The following is a 15,651-nucleotide window of genomic DNA, read 5'->3' on the forward strand; positions in this document are numbered from 1 at the left end:
TGCTGCCTCGCAGGATTTGCATCTTAAGAAAGTTTTGTTTATGGTTGAGAGGGGGTACAGTTTTTGCAAGCGTTAATTCAAGCATTCTCAGCGGATCCGGATTTACAGAGCGTAGTGTCGGGTGTGCGATCGGGAATGCGGGAGCAGCTTATATCGGGATTATCGGGGTCATCACGCCAGGTGATGCTGGCGACCTTGTACGAGGAGCTGCGACAACCCTTATTTATTGTCACACACAACATGTTTTCGGCACAAAAGATATTCGAGGATTTAATGGAATGCCTGCCGGCTGACAAAGTCCTCATGTTTCCCGCTCAAGAGCTGCTGGCAGCGGAGACCGCTGTGGCGAGTCCGGAAATGCTCGCCCAACGCATCGATGCATTGGCCAGGCTGGCGGCCGGTTTTGATGGAGTGGTGGTGGTTCCGTACGCCGGTGTACGGCGGGTGCTTCCACACAAAGAAGCCGTGGCTGAAGCCCGGATTTCCATCGAGGTCGGACAGACGCTCAATTTGGATGACTTCGTTGCACAGATGGTGCATTTGGGTTATGAGCGCGTGGAGCGCGTGGAATCGAAGGGCGAGATGAGCGTACGCGGAGGCATTATCGACTTCTTTCCGTTGTACTCGATTCATCCGTATCGAGTTGAATTGTTCGATGTCGAGGTAGACTCCATCCGAACGTTTGACATTGCGGACCAGCGTTCGATAGAGAAGGTAAAGGGGCTTGTGATCACGCCCTGCCGTGAAATTATTGCCGATAGAAAACGGTTACAATCGGCCGCGCAGCACGCTTATGAGCTGTTGCAGGCGCAGCTTGAGAAAATGGCGGACCGCAACGCGAAGGACCGGCTGCTTGAAGAAATGGGGCATGAGATAGAATTAATGCGGGAAGGGCAGGTTTTTTCCGGCATTTTCAAATACATCTCTTTGCTGTATCCGGAACGGCAGACTTTACTCGACTATATGCCGAAGGATACGGTGTTGCTGCTCGATGAGCCGGCTCGGCTATTGGAAACCGCAAAACAGCTGGAGCGTGAGGAAGCGGAATGGATGACCACATCGCTGCAGGAGGGCAAGGGGATGCCCTCACTCGTGTTCTCCAAGCAGTATGAAACGTTGCTGCATCGCAAGCCTTATCCTACGCTGTATATGTCGCTGTTTCTGCGCCAGGTGCCACAAACTCAGCCGCAGAACATCGTGAATTTTATGTGTCGGGTAATGCAAAACTTTCATGGTCAGATGAATGTGCTGAAGTCCGAGATGGAACGGTGGAAAAAGTCTAACGCGAACGTGCTGATTCTGGCCAACGGCGACGAACGTGTGGAGCGCGTCAGGAGGGTTCTGGCGGATTACAACATAGAGCCACCGACAATCATAAATGGAAATCTGCAAACGGGATTTGAGCTGCCGAACATTCATTTAGTGGTAATCACCGAAGGCGAAATGTTCACACAAAAACAGCGCAAGGTTCGGAAGGTAGACAAGAAGATAGAAAACGCCGAACGGATCAAGAGCTACCAGGAGCTCAAGGTAGGCGACTATGTGGTTCACGTCAACCACGGTATCGGCAAATTTGTCGGCATCGGCACTTTGGAAATTAATGGTATTCATAAGGATTATTTGCACATACTTTACGCGGGAGGCGACAAACTGTCCGTTCCCATCGACCAGATCGATCTCATTCAAAAGTACGTGGGATCCGAAGAAAAGGAACCCAAAGTATATAAATTGGGTGGGGCCGATTGGAATCGAGTGAAAAGCAAAGTTCGGTCTTCTGTCGAGGACATTGCCGATGATTTGATTAAGCTGTATGCAGCGCGGCAGGCAACACCGGGCTATGGCTTTAATCCCGACAGCAATTATCAGCAGGAATTCGAAGGCATGTTTCCATATGAGGAAACGGCGGATCAGCTTCGGGCGATTGACGAGATTAAGCAGGACATGGAGAAGCCCCGCCCTATGGATCGTCTGCTGTGCGGCGATGTAGGTTACGGCAAGACGGAAGTTGCCATCCGTGCTGCGTTCAAGGCTGCTATTGATGGAAAGCAAGTAGCGGTGCTGGTGCCGACGACGATTTTAGCCCAGCAGCATTACGAGACATTCCGCGAGAGATTCGCTGGTTATCCGTTTAACATTCAGGTGCTTAGCCGCTTTCGCTCTAAGAAGGAGCAGTCGGAAACGATGAAGGGCGTCAAAGCGGGCACCGTGGACGTCGTCATCGGAACGCATCGGCTTCTGTCAGCGGACGTAAAATTCAAAGATCTTGGTTTGCTCATTGTGGATGAGGAACAGCGCTTTGGCGTGTCCCACAAAGAGAAATTGAAGCGTCTGAAAACAAATGTGGATGTCCTGACGCTCACGGCCACCCCAATCCCACGTACTCTGCACATGTCCATGCTGGGTGTGCGTGACCTGTCGGTCATTGAAACGCCGCCGGAGAACCGTTTCCCTGTGCAAACCTATGTGGTCGAGCATAGCAACGCTTTGGTTAGAGAATCGATAGAGCGGGAGTTGGCGCGCGAAGGCCAGGTGTACTATCTCTACAATCGGGTGCAGGGCATCAACCAGATGGCTGAGCAGATTTCAATGCTAGTGCCGGACGCACGTGTCACGGTAGCCCACGGTCAGATGTCAGAGCAGGAGCTGGAAAAAACGATTCTGGATTTTCTGGACGGTGAGTACGATGTGCTGGTCAGCACCAGCATTATCGAGACCGGCGTGGATATCCCCAACGTCAACACGCTCATTGTCCATGATGCGGACAAAATGGGACTGTCCCAGCTGTATCAGCTCCGAGGCCGGGTCGGTCGTTCGAATAGAATAGCCTATGCATATTTTACGTATCAAAGGGATAAGGTACTGACCGAGGTGGCAGAAAAGCGGCTTCAGGCAATTAAGGAGTTTACAGAGCTGGGGTCAGGGTTTAAAATTGCCATGAGAGACTTGACCATCCGCGGCGCCGGCAACTTGTTAGGGGCTGAGCAGCACGGTTTTATCGCTTCGGTAGGTTTTGATCTGTACTCGCAAATGCTGGCTGACGAAATCGCCAAGCGTAAGCATGAGATTACCGGCGAGCAGCAGGAAGCGCACAAGCCTTGGGTCACGCAGTTGGACATTCAGCTGGATGCGTATATCCCTGCTGACTATATTTATGACAGTGTGCAGAAAATCGAGATTTACAAAAAGGTGGCGGCGGCTAAGACGTTGGAAGAAATCAGCGAGCTGCATGACGAGCTGGTTGACCGTTTCGGCGATCTGCCTCAGGCGGTGAGTAATCTGCTGGCTGCGGCGAGATTGAAAGTCTATGGTGCAATGTATGCCATCGAAAGCATTTCGCAAAAAGGCGCCGATTACGAGCTGAAACTTCATCCCGACCAAACTGGCAATTTAGATGGACAGACATTAGTGAAGATCGCGAATGAGTTTGATAACCGGATCAAGTTGATTGCCGGGCCGCAAATTCATATTCAAATCAAGGGCAAAGGGCTACAGCCGGAACAATCCATCGAGCTGCTGGAAAGGTTTTTGGTGCAATTCAACGGTGCTCTAAAATCGAAGGGAGAACTGCAGAATGCTGTCAAATAAATGGATCAAAACGAAAAAAGGGCTTATCGTCATGTTGGCCGCGATCGCTCTCACCGTTACAGCAACAGGCTGCGGCAAGAAGGATGCCGATCCAGCCGCCGGAAACGCTGCGGCGACCCAACCTGCGGCCACTAACGCCGACGAAGTATTGGTAACTTACAAGGACGGCGGCCAAGTCACGCGAGGCGAATTTGATACTTTCGTGAATATTAATACATTTTTCTATCAACAATATGCCCAATACAAAGACGATCCGGCATTCCAGCAGGACATGATGAAGCAGTTGGTTACCTTCCGCGTGCTTTCCTCCCGCGCCGATGATAAGGTCAAGGCCGAAGCTGAGGCACGAGCTCAGGAGCAGATGAACCAAATCAAGGAATTTCTAAACCTGCAGGAAGGCGGAATGGAGACTCGACTGAAGGAAGCAAATCTGACCGAGAAGGACATTCATGACTTCGTGCTGCGCAGCATGCAGGGCATTGGCGCCATGGAAAGCAAAGTGACCGACGAGCAGGTGAAGGCTGCGTATGATCAGCGTTTGGCACAGGACAAAAACGCCTATGACACCGCAACTGTCAGCCACATCTTGATTCAAACGTCGGATCCTGCCTCCGGCAAGGAAACCCGTTCTAAGGAAGATGCGATGAAGCGGGCCAAAGAAGTACAGGACAAGCTGAAGGCTGGCGGTGATTTTGCAGCTCTGGCCAAGGAATACTCCGAAGATCCCGGCTCCAAGGACAACGGTGGCAAGTACGAAAATGCCGAGGTGTCCAAATGGGTGCCGGAATTCAAGAAAGCGGCCCTGGAGCTGCCGATCAATCAGATCAGCGATCCTGTTGAAACGTCTTATGGTTATCATGTGATGAAGGTTGAATCACGTTCAACGAAAACTTTCGATGAAGTAAAAGGTGATTTGCGTTCAGAGGCTGCAGAGCCGTTGGTGTACGAATTCGTCGAGCAGGAGCTGCCTGGCTTGATTGAGACCAACAAATTGCCGCAGCCGCCGGCGACACCGCCGGCTGCACCGGGGGCGACGCCTCCGGCTAACGCGCCGACCACCGACGCACCGACCACAGACGCGCCGACAAAGGAAGCCCCGCCAGCGGTTGCACCGCCTGCCGAGGCCCCGAAGACGGAAGCACCGGCTCAGCAATAATTACCAGGGTGCCCGCATGGGCACCCTGTTTTTATTTCTCAAATATGGACATAATGAAAGCAACGACGTCACAGGTGCACATGACTCGGCTGACGTATCAAAAGAATTACATGTATAGGCCGTTGGATGTCGAAGGATACTATGGTCACTAGTCGGATACTCTCCATTTAATACAAACGCAGAAATGCAGTCCTACCCTAATTCCTCTGGAAAGCGAGGCATCTAGAAAAACATGAAAGCAACGGGAATTGTTCGTCGTATTGACGATTTAGGAAGAGTGGTTATCCCCAAGGAAATTCGCCGGACGCTGCGTATCAGAGAAGGTGATCCCTTGGAGATTTTCGTGGACCGCGATGGAGAAGTGATTCTCAAGAAATATTCCCCAATAGGTGAATTGGGTGATTTTGCTAAGGAATACGCGGAATCATTGTATGAGAGCACCAATCACATTACTATGATCTCGGACCGTGACAACATCATCGCCGTCGCCGGTGGCTCGAAGAAAGACTATCTGGAAAAACAGGTCGGTTCTCTGGTGGAAACATGCATGGAGAATCGCAAAACCGCGTTAGAAAGCAATCCAGGTCAATTTGAAGTCATCAAGGATAATAACGAAACATACTCCGCTTACGTGATTGCTCCGATTATTGCCGGCGGCGACCCGATTGGCGCGGTGATTTTGCTGAACAAGGAAGAGAATATTAACATGGGGCAAATGGAAGTGAAAATGGCGGAAACTGCAGCCGGATTTCTAGCCAAACAAATGGAGCAATAGTTATTTTTTCATGGCGGCGCGCGCTGCGTCTGCCCACACGAACAGCCGCAAGACGCGGTATGTTCATCTGCTGTGCTAGACTATGCGCCTGAATGTGCGTACAGGCAGACTCTGGCACATGTGGAAGCTCCATCAGGCTGCGCTGCGTCCGGTATGTCACGCGCTCGGAGCGGCTGGCATGGTTTCTTCCTTTGGGGCGTGGAAAGCTGGGGACGGTCTTGCAGAGGCTGGCGGGTCTGTTTGTCAGAGTTCAGCGGTTGATCTGCGCGGTGCGTCTCGGCCTTAGCAGCAACACACATAAGTTTTGGTGCTCGGAGTGCGTGCAGCGGTCGATGGCAGTGCTGAGCCCGGCACGGGCGAAAACGAATCTGAGGATGCGATATATGGCGTTGCTCGAAGAGCTGGAAAAAGTGTTGTCGAGGCCGCATGAAAGGGGATCACAGGTGCCCCTTTTTTGCTGCGTTCACGTGTTTGGCTTTCTGATCGGGCTATGGGGTGCGCGGCGCAAGTACCGTGACAACGTTGCCCACCTGGTATTATCATATTTGGTTCCCCGGAGCGCCTTCTGGTATTCATGGGGCCGAGCTGGTTTTTACAGGGGGTAAGGGATGGTATATAATGAGTTGGTTATAAGGCCCCATTCAAGGTAAAAGGGGAAATGGCGATGGCTGAGCAATCGAGAGTTGAACCAACTGCAAGGAAGAGCACGGGCGCTGCGCTGTTAAAGGGGGCCGCCGTTCTCGGTGTCGCTGCGGTAATTTCTAAAGTTATCGGAACGATGCAGAAAATCCCACTGCAAAACATGGCGGGAGATGCCGTATTCGGTATTTATAACGCGGTTTATCCGCTGTACATATTGATTTTATTTTTGGCTACCGCCGGCTTTCCTCTGGCGGTGTCCAAGTTTGTAGCGGAGCATGCGGCAGAAGGGCGTGACCACGAGGCGCGCCGTGTGCTTCGAGTCTCTTCAGTAGTCTTGACAGCGACCGGATTGATTTTCTTTTTACTTCTATTTCTAGGAGCTGATTGGTTAGCGTGGCTCATGGGTACCGCTCAGACCGGAATGGCAATTCGCAGCGTATCTTTTGCGCTGTTGATTGTTCCCGTGATGTCCGCTTTGCGCGGATATTATCAAGGTTACCAAGATATGGTGCCAACCGCCGTCTCCCAGGTCGTGGAGCAGACCGTTCGGGTATTCACAATGTTTGCACTGCTCCTGCTCTTCGTTCAGCTCGGTCGTGGTCCTGATTGGGTTGCGGCGGGCGCGACCTTCGGCTCGGTCACGGGTGCGCTGGCAGGACTGCTGGTCATGCTGTCTTATGACCGCAGGGAACGCGGTGCGTGCACACCAAGCCGTTCGCTGCAGCGCGAAATGCGCACCTCTGTGAGCAAGAACAGGAATGAAAGCAGTTGGAGCTTGGCGGGTAGACTGCTGCGCTATGCGCTGCCCATTTGTCTGGGGACTATCGCGCTGCCGGTTTTGACGTTGGTGGATTCCTTCACGGTGCCCCGGCTGCTGGCGGCATATGGGTTGGATGAGCATCGCGCGTTATATCATTTCGGACTTTATCATCACGGTCAACCGTTGGTTGCATTGGTCTCTATGATCGCTTCGTCGATGTCAGCAGCGTTGGTGCCCGCAATTGCAGAGGCGAAAATCAAGGGCGACTGGGATTCGCTGCGCAACCGGGCGGCCATGGCACTCAGGTTCACTTGGCTGATCGGAGCGGCAGCTTCTGTGGGGCTTGCATGCTTGGCGAAGCCGATGAACATCATGTTCTTCGACACTGCTGAAGGCTCCTCGGCGATGTCTATCCTGGCGTACACGGCCCTGTTCAGCACGCTGAACATCGTGGCCGGCAGCGTACTGCAGGGCGTCGGCGCCGTGATCGCACCGGCGCTGTACCTGCTCGCCGCAGCGGCGGCCAAAACCGCGGCGAACGCCGCCCTCGTGCCCCGCTGGGGCATCGATGGCGCCGCAGCCGCGGCAGTGGCCGCGTACGCGCTCGCAGGTGCGCTCGCCCTCGCGCACGCGCTGCGCGCCACCGGCGTCACGCCGGCCGTCGGCCGCACCATCAAACCGCTGCTGTGCATTGGTTTGATGGCCATCGGCGTCCTCGCCGTGACGCAAGGCCTGCCCGCGCTGCTCGACGCACTCCTCGTGACCGTGCCCCCCAGGGGCGTGGCCACGGTGGTGTCGCTCGCAGGCGTTGCTCTGGGCGCGATCGTGTACGCTCTCGCGCTGATTCGTTTCGGCGTCGTGACCTCCGCCGAACTCGAGCAAATCCCGGCGCTTCGAGGAAAGCCCCTCGTGCTTTTGCGCAGGTGGAGACTGCTGCGCTAAGCCTCCTTTCCGGGTAAACAGTGCAGTGATTGCGATGTTTACCTCAAGTTACCATCTATAGCAGGCGCATTATCTTCTGTGTCACCCTCATTAATTTATTGCAGGAGGCGAATTCTTTTATGCAGCGGCAAATTATCGTGGTCGGCTTAGGCTCAGGCGATGAAAATCAACTCACGCTGGGCGTGTGGAAACAGCTGCAAGCAGCGGACAAGCTGTATCTCCGGACAGACCGGCATCCCATGATAGCAATGCTTCGCAATAATGGTATTAAATATGAATCGTTCGATAAGCTGTACGAGAGCCACAGTACATTTGAACAAGTATATGAGGCAATTACCGATGCTTTATTGGCACTGGCCGCAGCCGCACCAACGCCGGTAGTTTACGCGGTGCCGGGGCACCCAATGGTAGCTGAGATGACCGTACAACTGCTTCGGGCACGTTGTCCTAAGCAGGGGGTGGCGCTGCAGCTGCTTGGCGGAGAAAGCTTTTTAGATCAGGCGTTTCTCAGTTTGGGTTTCGATCCTATCGAAGGGTTTCAGCTGCTGAACGGCACCGATTTATCGGTACACAGCTTGAATCCTCAGCTGCACACGGTTATCGGGCAGGTATATGATACCCACACGGCATCAGATGTGAAATTGACACTGATGGAGCTGTATCCTGACGAGACTGAGGTCGTGGTTGGACATGCATTGGGCGTGAATGGCGAAGAGAAGATCCATCGCATACCGTTGTACGAAATGGACCGCCTGACGGACTACGGGAATCTGTCGCTTGTCTGGGTGCCGCGTTCAAATCAGGAGCGGGCGCGCAGCCGCACCTTCGCCCGTCTCCACGAGATCGTCGAGATACTGCGAGGCCCAGAGGGCTGTCCATGGGATCGGGAGCAAACGCATCGTTCGCTGCGCAGAAACCTGATCGAAGAGGCTTACGAAGTGTTGGAGACGTTCGATGAAGAAGATCCGGAGCATATGGCGGAGGAGCTGGGCGATCTGCTGCTGCAAGTTATGCTGCACTCGCAAATCGCGGCCGACGAAGGCGAATTTACCGTGCTCGATGTCATTCAAACTCTGAACGAGAAACTGATTCGCCGGCATCCCCACGTATTTGGTGCAGCGCAAGCGGACGATGCAGCTGATGCGCTCGCGAACTGGCAGGAGATTAAGCAGGAGGAGAAGCGCAGCAAGGGCATTGATCCGGAAGCGCTCCCGCTGTTGAGCGGTATCCCTCGTGAACTGCCGGGATTGATGAGGGCTTACAAGCTTCAAAAGAAAGCCGCCCAAGTGGGGTTCGACTGGCCTGAATTAGACGATGTGTTGGAAATTGTCGAATCCGAGTGGGAGGAATTAAAGGAAGCAATTTCGATATATTCCCACAAAGAGCAGCATGAGGAGCTCGGTGATCTGCTGTTTTCAGTCGTGAATTTATCCCGGTTTCTCAAAATTGAACCTGAAGAAGCCTTAGCGGACGCCAATCGCAAGTTTTTTGACCGTTTCGGTTATATTGAGCAGCAGCTGCGTTTAAAGGGCAAGCGATTTGACCAAACTGATTTACAAGAGATGGAATCTCTGTGGCAGGAAGCAAAAAAAGTTTTAAAAATCGACAATACGTAGCAGGATTTTCCTGAATCACAAAGAATACATAGCATTAGTGTTATTTTTGAGGAGGAAATTATTGATGAACAAAACAGATTTGATCAACAACATTTCGGAAAAAAGCGGCTTAATGAAGAAGGACGTGGAAACCGTTCTTAACAACTTCCTTGGTGAGGTAACTGAAGCTTTGTCAATCGGTGACAAAGTGCAGTTAATTGGTTTTGGCACGTTCGAAACTCGTAAGCGCTCCGGCCGCACAGGCCGTAACCCTCAAACAGGCAAGGAAATCATCATTCCTGAGTCCAACGTTCCAGCTTTTAAAGCGGGCAATAAGCTTAAAGAAGCGGTAAAATAATGCGGCTTGATAAATTCCTCAAGGTTTCCCGGCTCATCAAACGGCGCACCGTGGCGAAGGACGTATCCGATCAAGGACGCGTTTGGATCAACGGCAGGGATGCCAAACCGAGCAGCGCCATAAAAGTAGGCGACGAATTGAGGATCCAATTTGGACAAAAGAGTATCACCGTTCGCGTGGAGCAGTTAACTGAATCGACCCGCAAGGAAGATGCGGCGAACATGTACACTTTGCTCAAAGAGGAAATGCACCATAATGATTTTTGGCAAAACAAAGGAGACTGACTGGTTCAGTCTCTTTTGCCGTCCTCCAGGAATCATGAGGCTGCCGACATGCCGTCGGCTTCCGCATTTCCGCCCCGCCTGGCAAACGCCCGACTCCGCCACTGACCTCCCCGTGTACCACATTGATCCTGTTCTCGACTGCACCCCACGCCTCATCCGATTCACGCGCTGCCGCGAATCGTTGCTGCGCTCTGCGGTTTGCTGCAGCTGAATCGCGCTAGCATCCGCCGCGCTGCCATGCCCATGCGTCTATTGCTGGCGCCGACCGGACAAGCCGTGCTCTTTAGAAAAAAAGACATAGCCCCCACCCACCCATGGTTCTAATCCCGTAGATCCCCCCATATTTTTAAGTAAACAAGCTTTGCGCATCTGTTGTCATACCCGTGTTCTACAGCGTGCGTCGTGCTAATGCAGCGATAACAGCTCGGCACAGAACGCGCCGGTTATGCAGCTATGGCAGCAACCGATATTTAAACTGCAAAAGCGGCCAGGAGGGATACCCATGGCAATTGAGCCGGGAAAAGTCAAGCGACAGGAAATTAAGATGCTGAACCGCAAGCTGCTCGAAGTATCCGGCGTCATTAACGTCGAGAGTTTTGACAGTGAGGAATTTTTATTGGAGACCGAATTCGGTTTCTTAATGATTAAAGGCCAAAACCTGCACATTAAAAATCTGAGCTTGGAGCAGGGGCTGGTCGTGATCGAAGGATTAGTCAATGAGCTGGCTTATGTAGATGCACAGTCCCAGGGCAAGTCCAAGGGATTATGGGGTAAGCTGTTCAAGTGACGCTCCACGTGCAGTTTGTCACCATGGGTATGATGGTGCTGGGAGGATTGTCATTAGGCGGATTGTACGATTTGTACCGGGTGCTTGCAGGCCAGCTCAGGGCACCTCGCTATGCCTATTACCTCCTTGATGTAATTTTCTGGCTTGTGGGAACGCTGCTGGTTTTTAAGCTGTTGTATGAGAGTAATCTGGGTGAAGTGCGGTTGTTTATTTTCATTGGGTTGCTCATCGGAATTGTCGGTTATTTTCTGGTGTTTAGCCGAACCGTAATCCGGTTAATATTATGGATGATCCGTGTAGTACAAACCATGGTTCGCATCGGTAAAAAAATAATAGAGTTGTTCATAATCATGCCGACGGTGTGGCTGTATAGGGCAACGCTGATTTTTTTAGGATTTTTGGCTGCTATAGCTATTTTCCTGTATAGAATTATGCTACAATTATTTTATCCTGTCTGGAAATTGCTGCTATGGCTATTCAAGCTTCTAACTCGGCACATGGTTGTTCCAGCATGGTTACAAAAAACCGGTCACAAGATTTCGGCGTTCATCCGTCGTTTTTTTTGAGCGATTGCAAGGAGGATCTACAGCTTATGAGTTCTGCCCAGGCAGCAGGTACCCGAACCAAACAGAATAATAAGGGCTCATATCGCCGGCGTCGGCTGGTTATGATTATTCTTGCTTGCTTTTTGTGTTGGGCCGGCGCGACGCTGTGGAATCAGATAGGCAAGATCGAGGAACGAAGCGAGAAGGTTGCTGCGTTGGAGCAGAAGAAAGAGCAAGCTCTGCAGATGAATGAAGCGGCCAAGCGCGAAATTATACGATTGAATGATCCTGAGTATGTTGAACAAAAGATAAGAAAAGAGCTGCATTATGTGAAGCAGGGTGAAACCTTATTCTACGTTCCGAAAGAGCAGAACTGATCAGTCCAAACGGGCTGGGCAAACCTTTTGTTGACCGTATGTAGCCCGTAAGTTATAATCTCCATTGTCGAGGTTTTGCTAACTATTTAAGGGAGGAACATTTTACTTTATGGCAATTGAAGTGGGCAGCAAGCTGGAAGGAAAGGTTACGGGCATTACTCACTTTGGGGCATTTGTAGAGCTACCTGAGGGCGGTACGGGCCTGGTGCATATCTCGGAGATTGCAGATAACTATGTTAAGGACGTCAACGATCATTTGAAGTTGAATGACATAGTTACCGTCAAAGTGATTAATGTTGACAAGGACGGCAAAATCGGTCTATCGATCAAGCAAGCGGTGGATAAACCGGTGGAAGCGAAGCCCGCTCGTTTTGAAAGACAAGGTGGCGGACCCGGCATTGGCGGCAGACACGAAGGTCGAGGCGGTTTCGGCGGTCGTGGCGGAGATCGCGGTGGTCGTGGAGGCAGGCCCGCTGCAGGTAAGCTATCATTTGAAGATAAAATGTCGCGTTTTTTGAAGGACAGCGAGGAACGCATCTCGTCCCTGAAGAAGAACACTGAAGGGAAACGTGGAGGACGCGGCGCGCGGCGCGATTAATCATATTATAACAGCCGTATAGGCGGGCAACCGTTTATGCGGCTTTTCAGTGAGTGCAACGTTAGTTCACGTGTTTCATGCTTGCACCTCAGTCAGCAACCTATTCTCGGTGCACGGGGCGAACGCTATATGTGCAAGTCCCAGCAACTTGACAAACCTCCCGCGCTGTTATATACTTTTGCTTATTGTGGCGGTGTAGCTCAGCTGGCTAGAGCGTACGGTTCATACCCGTGAGGTCGGGGGTTCGATTCCCTTCGCCGCTATTGTCAAGACAACAAAAGGCGTCCTACCGTGACTTGCTTCCGGTGGGGCGTTTTTTTATTGTCTAAGCCCTCGGGATGGCTGCCCAACGGATAGACCACTCAGCACACTCCGTGCAACTCCAACCGAAAGCACTACTGCAGCAATGCGCGTTGCGCAGCTAACCCCGCCGATTCAAAGCTTTTGTCGCAATACATATATTTTTTTTCTAATCGACAGCATACACCGAGGATCAGTGATCATTTTCTAACTCAAACCCAAGAACGCATGTTTCCAATCCCAGCATTTTACAGTATTGTGGTAACGTTTTCATTTTGATTATTACTGATGATATTTGATTTGCGCGCAGCCGCTTATTTTTGTCGGAAAAAACTTTCAATCTACCAACCCATTGTGACAAACTTTATGCTAGAGTGCCGATATACTAGAGAACACTAAATAGCTTATGGGTGGTGTTCAGAAATTATGCAAAAAAAATTAGGTCTCTCGCAAATTGGCTTCGGTTGGAGCCGCCGGATGCAGCACGCAAAAAGCCATGTAACGAACGTGTTGGTGGAAAATCGTCTCACCCAGTCGGTAGTCGCTAAGAAATGGTCAGCTCTTCTGTTAGTGATGGCTTTCCTCTTAGGTCGGGCTATGATACTGGATCAATTGGCTCCATTCGCGATAGCGTTTTTCGGGGTGATCTATTTTCTTCGCAAGGAGCTGCTGTTATGGACGGCAATCTGCCTGATCGGGGGAAGCCTTTTATCTGCCGACCCTGGGCACACAGGATTTATGGGCACATCTATGCTCGTATTCATCTTGATCCAAAAAGGCGTCGAACGCTTCCAACGTTCGGACATCTCCTACGCGCCGATTATTGCTTTTGTATCTACTTTTTTCGTGCAACTGTTTGCTGATTTGGTCACGGTGCAACTGAACTGGTATACCTTTATGCTCACCGGGGTGGAGGCGCTGTTGAGCCTGATTTTGACGCATATTTTTTTGCAGGCGATACCGGTGTTCACATTAACCCGAAAAAATTACTCTCTCAAGCATGAAGAGGTAATTTGTTTAATCATACTGTTGGCTTCCGTTATGACCGGCACGGTGGGCTGGCTGGTGGGTCCCGTCACTGTGGAGCATGTACTTTCGCGTTATCTCATTCTCCTGTTCGCCTTGGTTGGAGGCGCCCCGCTAGGCGCATCTGTAGGTGTGATAAGCGGACTCATTATCAGCTTGGCCGACTCTAACGCGATCTACCAGATGAGCTTGCTAGCGTTCGCCGGCCTGCTCGCCGGTCTGCTTAAGGAGGGCAAGAAGACGGCTGTGTCGCTGGGTATGCTGCTCGGGTCGTCGATCCTTTCGTTTTATATAGGAAATCAGACGGACGTCATTCATTCCACATGGGAGTCCCTCGCAGCCGTGCTGCTGTTCTTTCTCACTCCGGGCTCAATCACACAGGCGTTAGCTAAACATGTGCCGGGCACACATGAAAATATGAAGTCGCAGCATGATTACGCCAAAAGAGTGCGTGATATAACTGCGACGCGAGTCGAGCAGTTTTCGGAAGTGTTTCGTCAGCTATCCCGCAGCTTCAAGCAGGTTACCGTGGATATGCACCCCATTAAGAAGGAAGAAGACGTTGGACATTTTATGAACGCCGTCGCCGAGCGCTCCTGCTCCACGTGCTGGAAACGCATACAGTGTTGGGATGAGCGGTTTTATCAGACGTACAAGTTTATGACCGACATGATGACCGAGGTAGAGCTGCACGAGGCAGTGAGCCGCAAGGATATTCAGCCGCAATGGAAAAGACTGTGCGTAAAACCGGACCAGGTACTCGAGGTAATGAAACAGCAGTACGATTTGTATCAGCATGACCAGCATTGGAAAAAGCAAATCTTCGACAGCCGCCAACTGGTCTCCGAGCAGCTGTCGGGCGTATCGCAGGTGATGGAGGATTTGGCCAAAGAGATTAAGCGCGAGGGACAAGAATTGTACCTGCAAGAGGAGCAGATCCGGGCCGGCCTGGAGGGGCTCGGGCTGTCCATCCATAGTATTGACATCATCAACTTGGACGAGGGCAACGTAGAGATTGAAATTATTCATCAGTATACAAAGGGCTTCGACGAGTGCCGGAAAATTATCGCTCCCTTGTTGTCGGATATACTTGGAGAGCATATTGCGGTGAAAGATGAACAAATGCTGGAGCGCAAAGAGGGCTACAGCACGGTGGTGTTCGGCTCGGCTAAGGAATACGAGATCGAGACCGGTATAGCAGCGGCGGCTAAGGGCGGGGACCTACTGTCCGGAGATAGCTTCAGCACTGTCGAACTCGGGAACGGCAAGTTCGCTGTCGCACTCAGCGATGGAATGGGCAACGGGGAGCGCGCGCGCGCGGAGAGCAGTACCGCGCTTACCATTCTGCAGCAGCTGCTGCAGTCCGGCATGGATGAGAGGCTGGCCATTAAATCCGTGAATTCGGTGTTGATGCTCAGGTCATCCGATGAAATGTATGCAACCGTAGATGTAGCGCTGATAGACTTGTACAATGCGAATACGACGTTTTTAAAGATTGGGTCTACACCGAGCTTTATCAAGCGGGGCGACGAAGTCTTTCCAATCACAGCCAACAACTTGCCTGTAGGCATTGTGCAAGACATTGATGTTGATCTGGTCACGCTGCAGCTGCAGCCGAACGACATATTAATCATGATGACTGATGGCATCTACGATGCCCCTGGACACGCGGTGAATAAGGAATTGTGGATGAAGCGGATGTTGTCCGAGATTGCTACAGATTCACCGCAGCAATTCGCAGACGTTCTGCTGGAGAGGATTGTGAGACATCATCACGGTGAAATCCACGATGATATGACTGTAGTTGTTGCGCGTGTGGATAAGTACAAGCCGCAGTGGGCCACCTTCAAGTGGCCGGGCCTGCAGCGGCTCGAACGGCCGAAAACGGTCAGCTGAATGCGCCAAAAACACACGGCGTATG

12 protein-coding genes and 1 tRNA gene are annotated in these 15,651 nt (G+C 51.7%); all 13 read left to right on the forward strand.

The window, feature by feature from the left end; genetic code table 11:
- Positions 1 to 63 precede the first annotated feature (63 nt).
- The 13 genes from mfd to spoIIE all read left to right on the forward strand — a co-directional run bounded on the left by mfd (position 64) and on the right by spoIIE (position 15,626).
- A complete protein-coding gene (gene mfd, locus CBW46_RS19745; protein WP_089201682.1) occupies positions 64 to 3,585 on the forward strand; it encodes a transcription-repair coupling factor in 3,522 nt (1,173 codons plus the stop codon).
- Positions 3,572 to 4,741, forward strand: coding sequence for a peptidylprolyl isomerase (locus tag CBW46_RS19750; protein WP_089201683.1), 1,170 nt, complete (start codon positions 3,572 to 3,574; stop codon positions 4,739 to 4,741). The genes mfd and CBW46_RS19750 overlap by 14 nt, the downstream gene beginning before the upstream one ends.
- Positions 4,742 to 4,973: 232 nt before the next feature.
- A complete protein-coding gene (gene spoVT / locus CBW46_RS19755) occupies positions 4,974 to 5,516 on the forward strand; it encodes a stage V sporulation protein T (protein ID WP_089201684.1) in 543 nt (180 codons plus the stop codon).
- A gap of 664 nt (positions 5,517 to 6,180) precedes the next feature.
- Positions 6,181 to 7,860 (forward strand): putative polysaccharide biosynthesis protein, encoded by a 1,680-nt coding sequence (locus CBW46_RS19760; protein ID WP_243633412.1) that lies wholly within the window; start codon positions 6,181 to 6,183, stop codon positions 7,858 to 7,860.
- Positions 7,861 to 7,979: 119 nt separating this feature from the next.
- Complete coding sequence (gene yabN / locus CBW46_RS19765; protein WP_089201686.1) at positions 7,980 to 9,476, forward strand: bifunctional methyltransferase/pyrophosphohydrolase YabN; 1,497 nt, start codon at positions 7,980 to 7,982, stop codon at positions 9,474 to 9,476.
- 64 nt (positions 9,477 to 9,540) lie between these two features.
- Positions 9,541 to 9,813 (forward strand): HU family DNA-binding protein, encoded by a 273-nt coding sequence (locus CBW46_RS19770; RefSeq protein ID WP_089201687.1) that lies wholly within the window; start codon positions 9,541 to 9,543, stop codon positions 9,811 to 9,813.
- Positions 9,813 to 10,097, forward strand: a complete 285-nt coding sequence (locus CBW46_RS19775) for an RNA-binding S4 domain-containing protein (RefSeq protein ID WP_089201688.1) — start codon at positions 9,813 to 9,815, stop codon at positions 10,095 to 10,097. Before CBW46_RS19770 ends, CBW46_RS19775 begins: the two co-directional genes overlap by 1 nt.
- Positions 10,098 to 10,599: 502 nt before the next feature.
- Positions 10,600 to 10,884, forward strand: coding sequence for a sporulation protein YabP (gene yabP / locus CBW46_RS19780; protein ID WP_089201689.1), 285 nt, complete (start codon positions 10,600 to 10,602; stop codon positions 10,882 to 10,884).
- Positions 10,881 to 11,450, forward strand: a complete 570-nt coding sequence (gene yabQ, locus CBW46_RS19785) for a spore cortex biosynthesis protein YabQ (protein ID WP_089201690.1) — start codon at positions 10,881 to 10,883, stop codon at positions 11,448 to 11,450. The genes yabP and yabQ overlap by 4 nt, the downstream gene beginning before the upstream one ends.
- A 26-nt stretch (positions 11,451 to 11,476) precedes the next feature.
- Positions 11,477 to 11,806, forward strand: coding sequence for an FtsB family cell division protein (locus CBW46_RS19790; RefSeq protein ID WP_089201691.1), 330 nt, complete (start codon positions 11,477 to 11,479; stop codon positions 11,804 to 11,806).
- 109 nt (positions 11,807 to 11,915) lie between these two features.
- Positions 11,916 to 12,404 carry a S1 domain-containing RNA-binding protein gene (locus CBW46_RS19795; RefSeq protein WP_089201692.1) on the forward strand — a complete coding sequence of 163 codons (489 nt, stop codon included), beginning with the start codon at positions 11,916 to 11,918 and terminating at the stop codon, positions 12,402 to 12,404.
- Between the two features lie 189 nt (positions 12,405 to 12,593).
- Positions 12,594 to 12,667, forward strand: a tRNA-Met gene (locus tag CBW46_RS19800).
- A gap of 463 nt (positions 12,668 to 13,130) precedes the next feature.
- Positions 13,131 to 15,626, forward strand: coding sequence for a stage II sporulation protein E (gene spoIIE / locus CBW46_RS19805; protein ID WP_089201693.1), 2,496 nt, complete (start codon positions 13,131 to 13,133; stop codon positions 15,624 to 15,626).
- Positions 15,627 to 15,651: the final 25 nt, after the last annotated feature.

Origin of the sequence: Paenibacillus xerothermodurans, from assembly GCF_002220865.2 — a bacterium.
GTDB classification, from domain to species: Bacteria; Bacillota; Bacilli; order Paenibacillales; family NBRC-103111; genus Paenibacillus_S; species Paenibacillus_S xerothermodurans.

Excerpts from the sequence above, each read along its gene's own strand:
- CBW46_RS19750 (WP_089201683.1), top strand. The coding sequence starts at position 3,572 with ATGCTGTCAAATAAATGGATCAAAACGAAAAAAGGGCTTATCGTCATG.
- spoVT (WP_089201684.1), top strand. The coding sequence starts at position 4,974 with ATGAAAGCAACGGGAATTGTTCGTCGTATTGACGATTTAGGAAGAGTG.
- CBW46_RS19760 (WP_243633412.1), top strand. The coding sequence starts at position 6,181 with ATGGCTGAGCAATCGAGAGTTGAACCAACTGCAAGGAAGAGCACGGGC.
- yabN (WP_089201686.1), top strand. The coding sequence starts at position 7,980 with ATGCAGCGGCAAATTATCGTGGTCGGCTTAGGCTCAGGCGATGAAAAT.
- CBW46_RS19770 (WP_089201687.1), top strand. The coding sequence starts at position 9,541 with ATGAACAAAACAGATTTGATCAACAACATTTCGGAAAAAAGCGGCTTA.
- CBW46_RS19775 (WP_089201688.1), top strand. The coding sequence starts at position 9,813 with ATGCGGCTTGATAAATTCCTCAAGGTTTCCCGGCTCATCAAACGGCGC.
- yabP (WP_089201689.1), top strand. The coding sequence starts at position 10,600 with ATGGCAATTGAGCCGGGAAAAGTCAAGCGACAGGAAATTAAGATGCTG.
- CBW46_RS19790 (WP_089201691.1), top strand. The coding sequence starts at position 11,477 with ATGAGTTCTGCCCAGGCAGCAGGTACCCGAACCAAACAGAATAATAAG.
- CBW46_RS19795 (WP_089201692.1), top strand. The coding sequence starts at position 11,916 with ATGGCAATTGAAGTGGGCAGCAAGCTGGAAGGAAAGGTTACGGGCATT.
- spoIIE (WP_089201693.1), top strand. The coding sequence starts at position 13,131 with ATGCAAAAAAAATTAGGTCTCTCGCAAATTGGCTTCGGTTGGAGCCGC.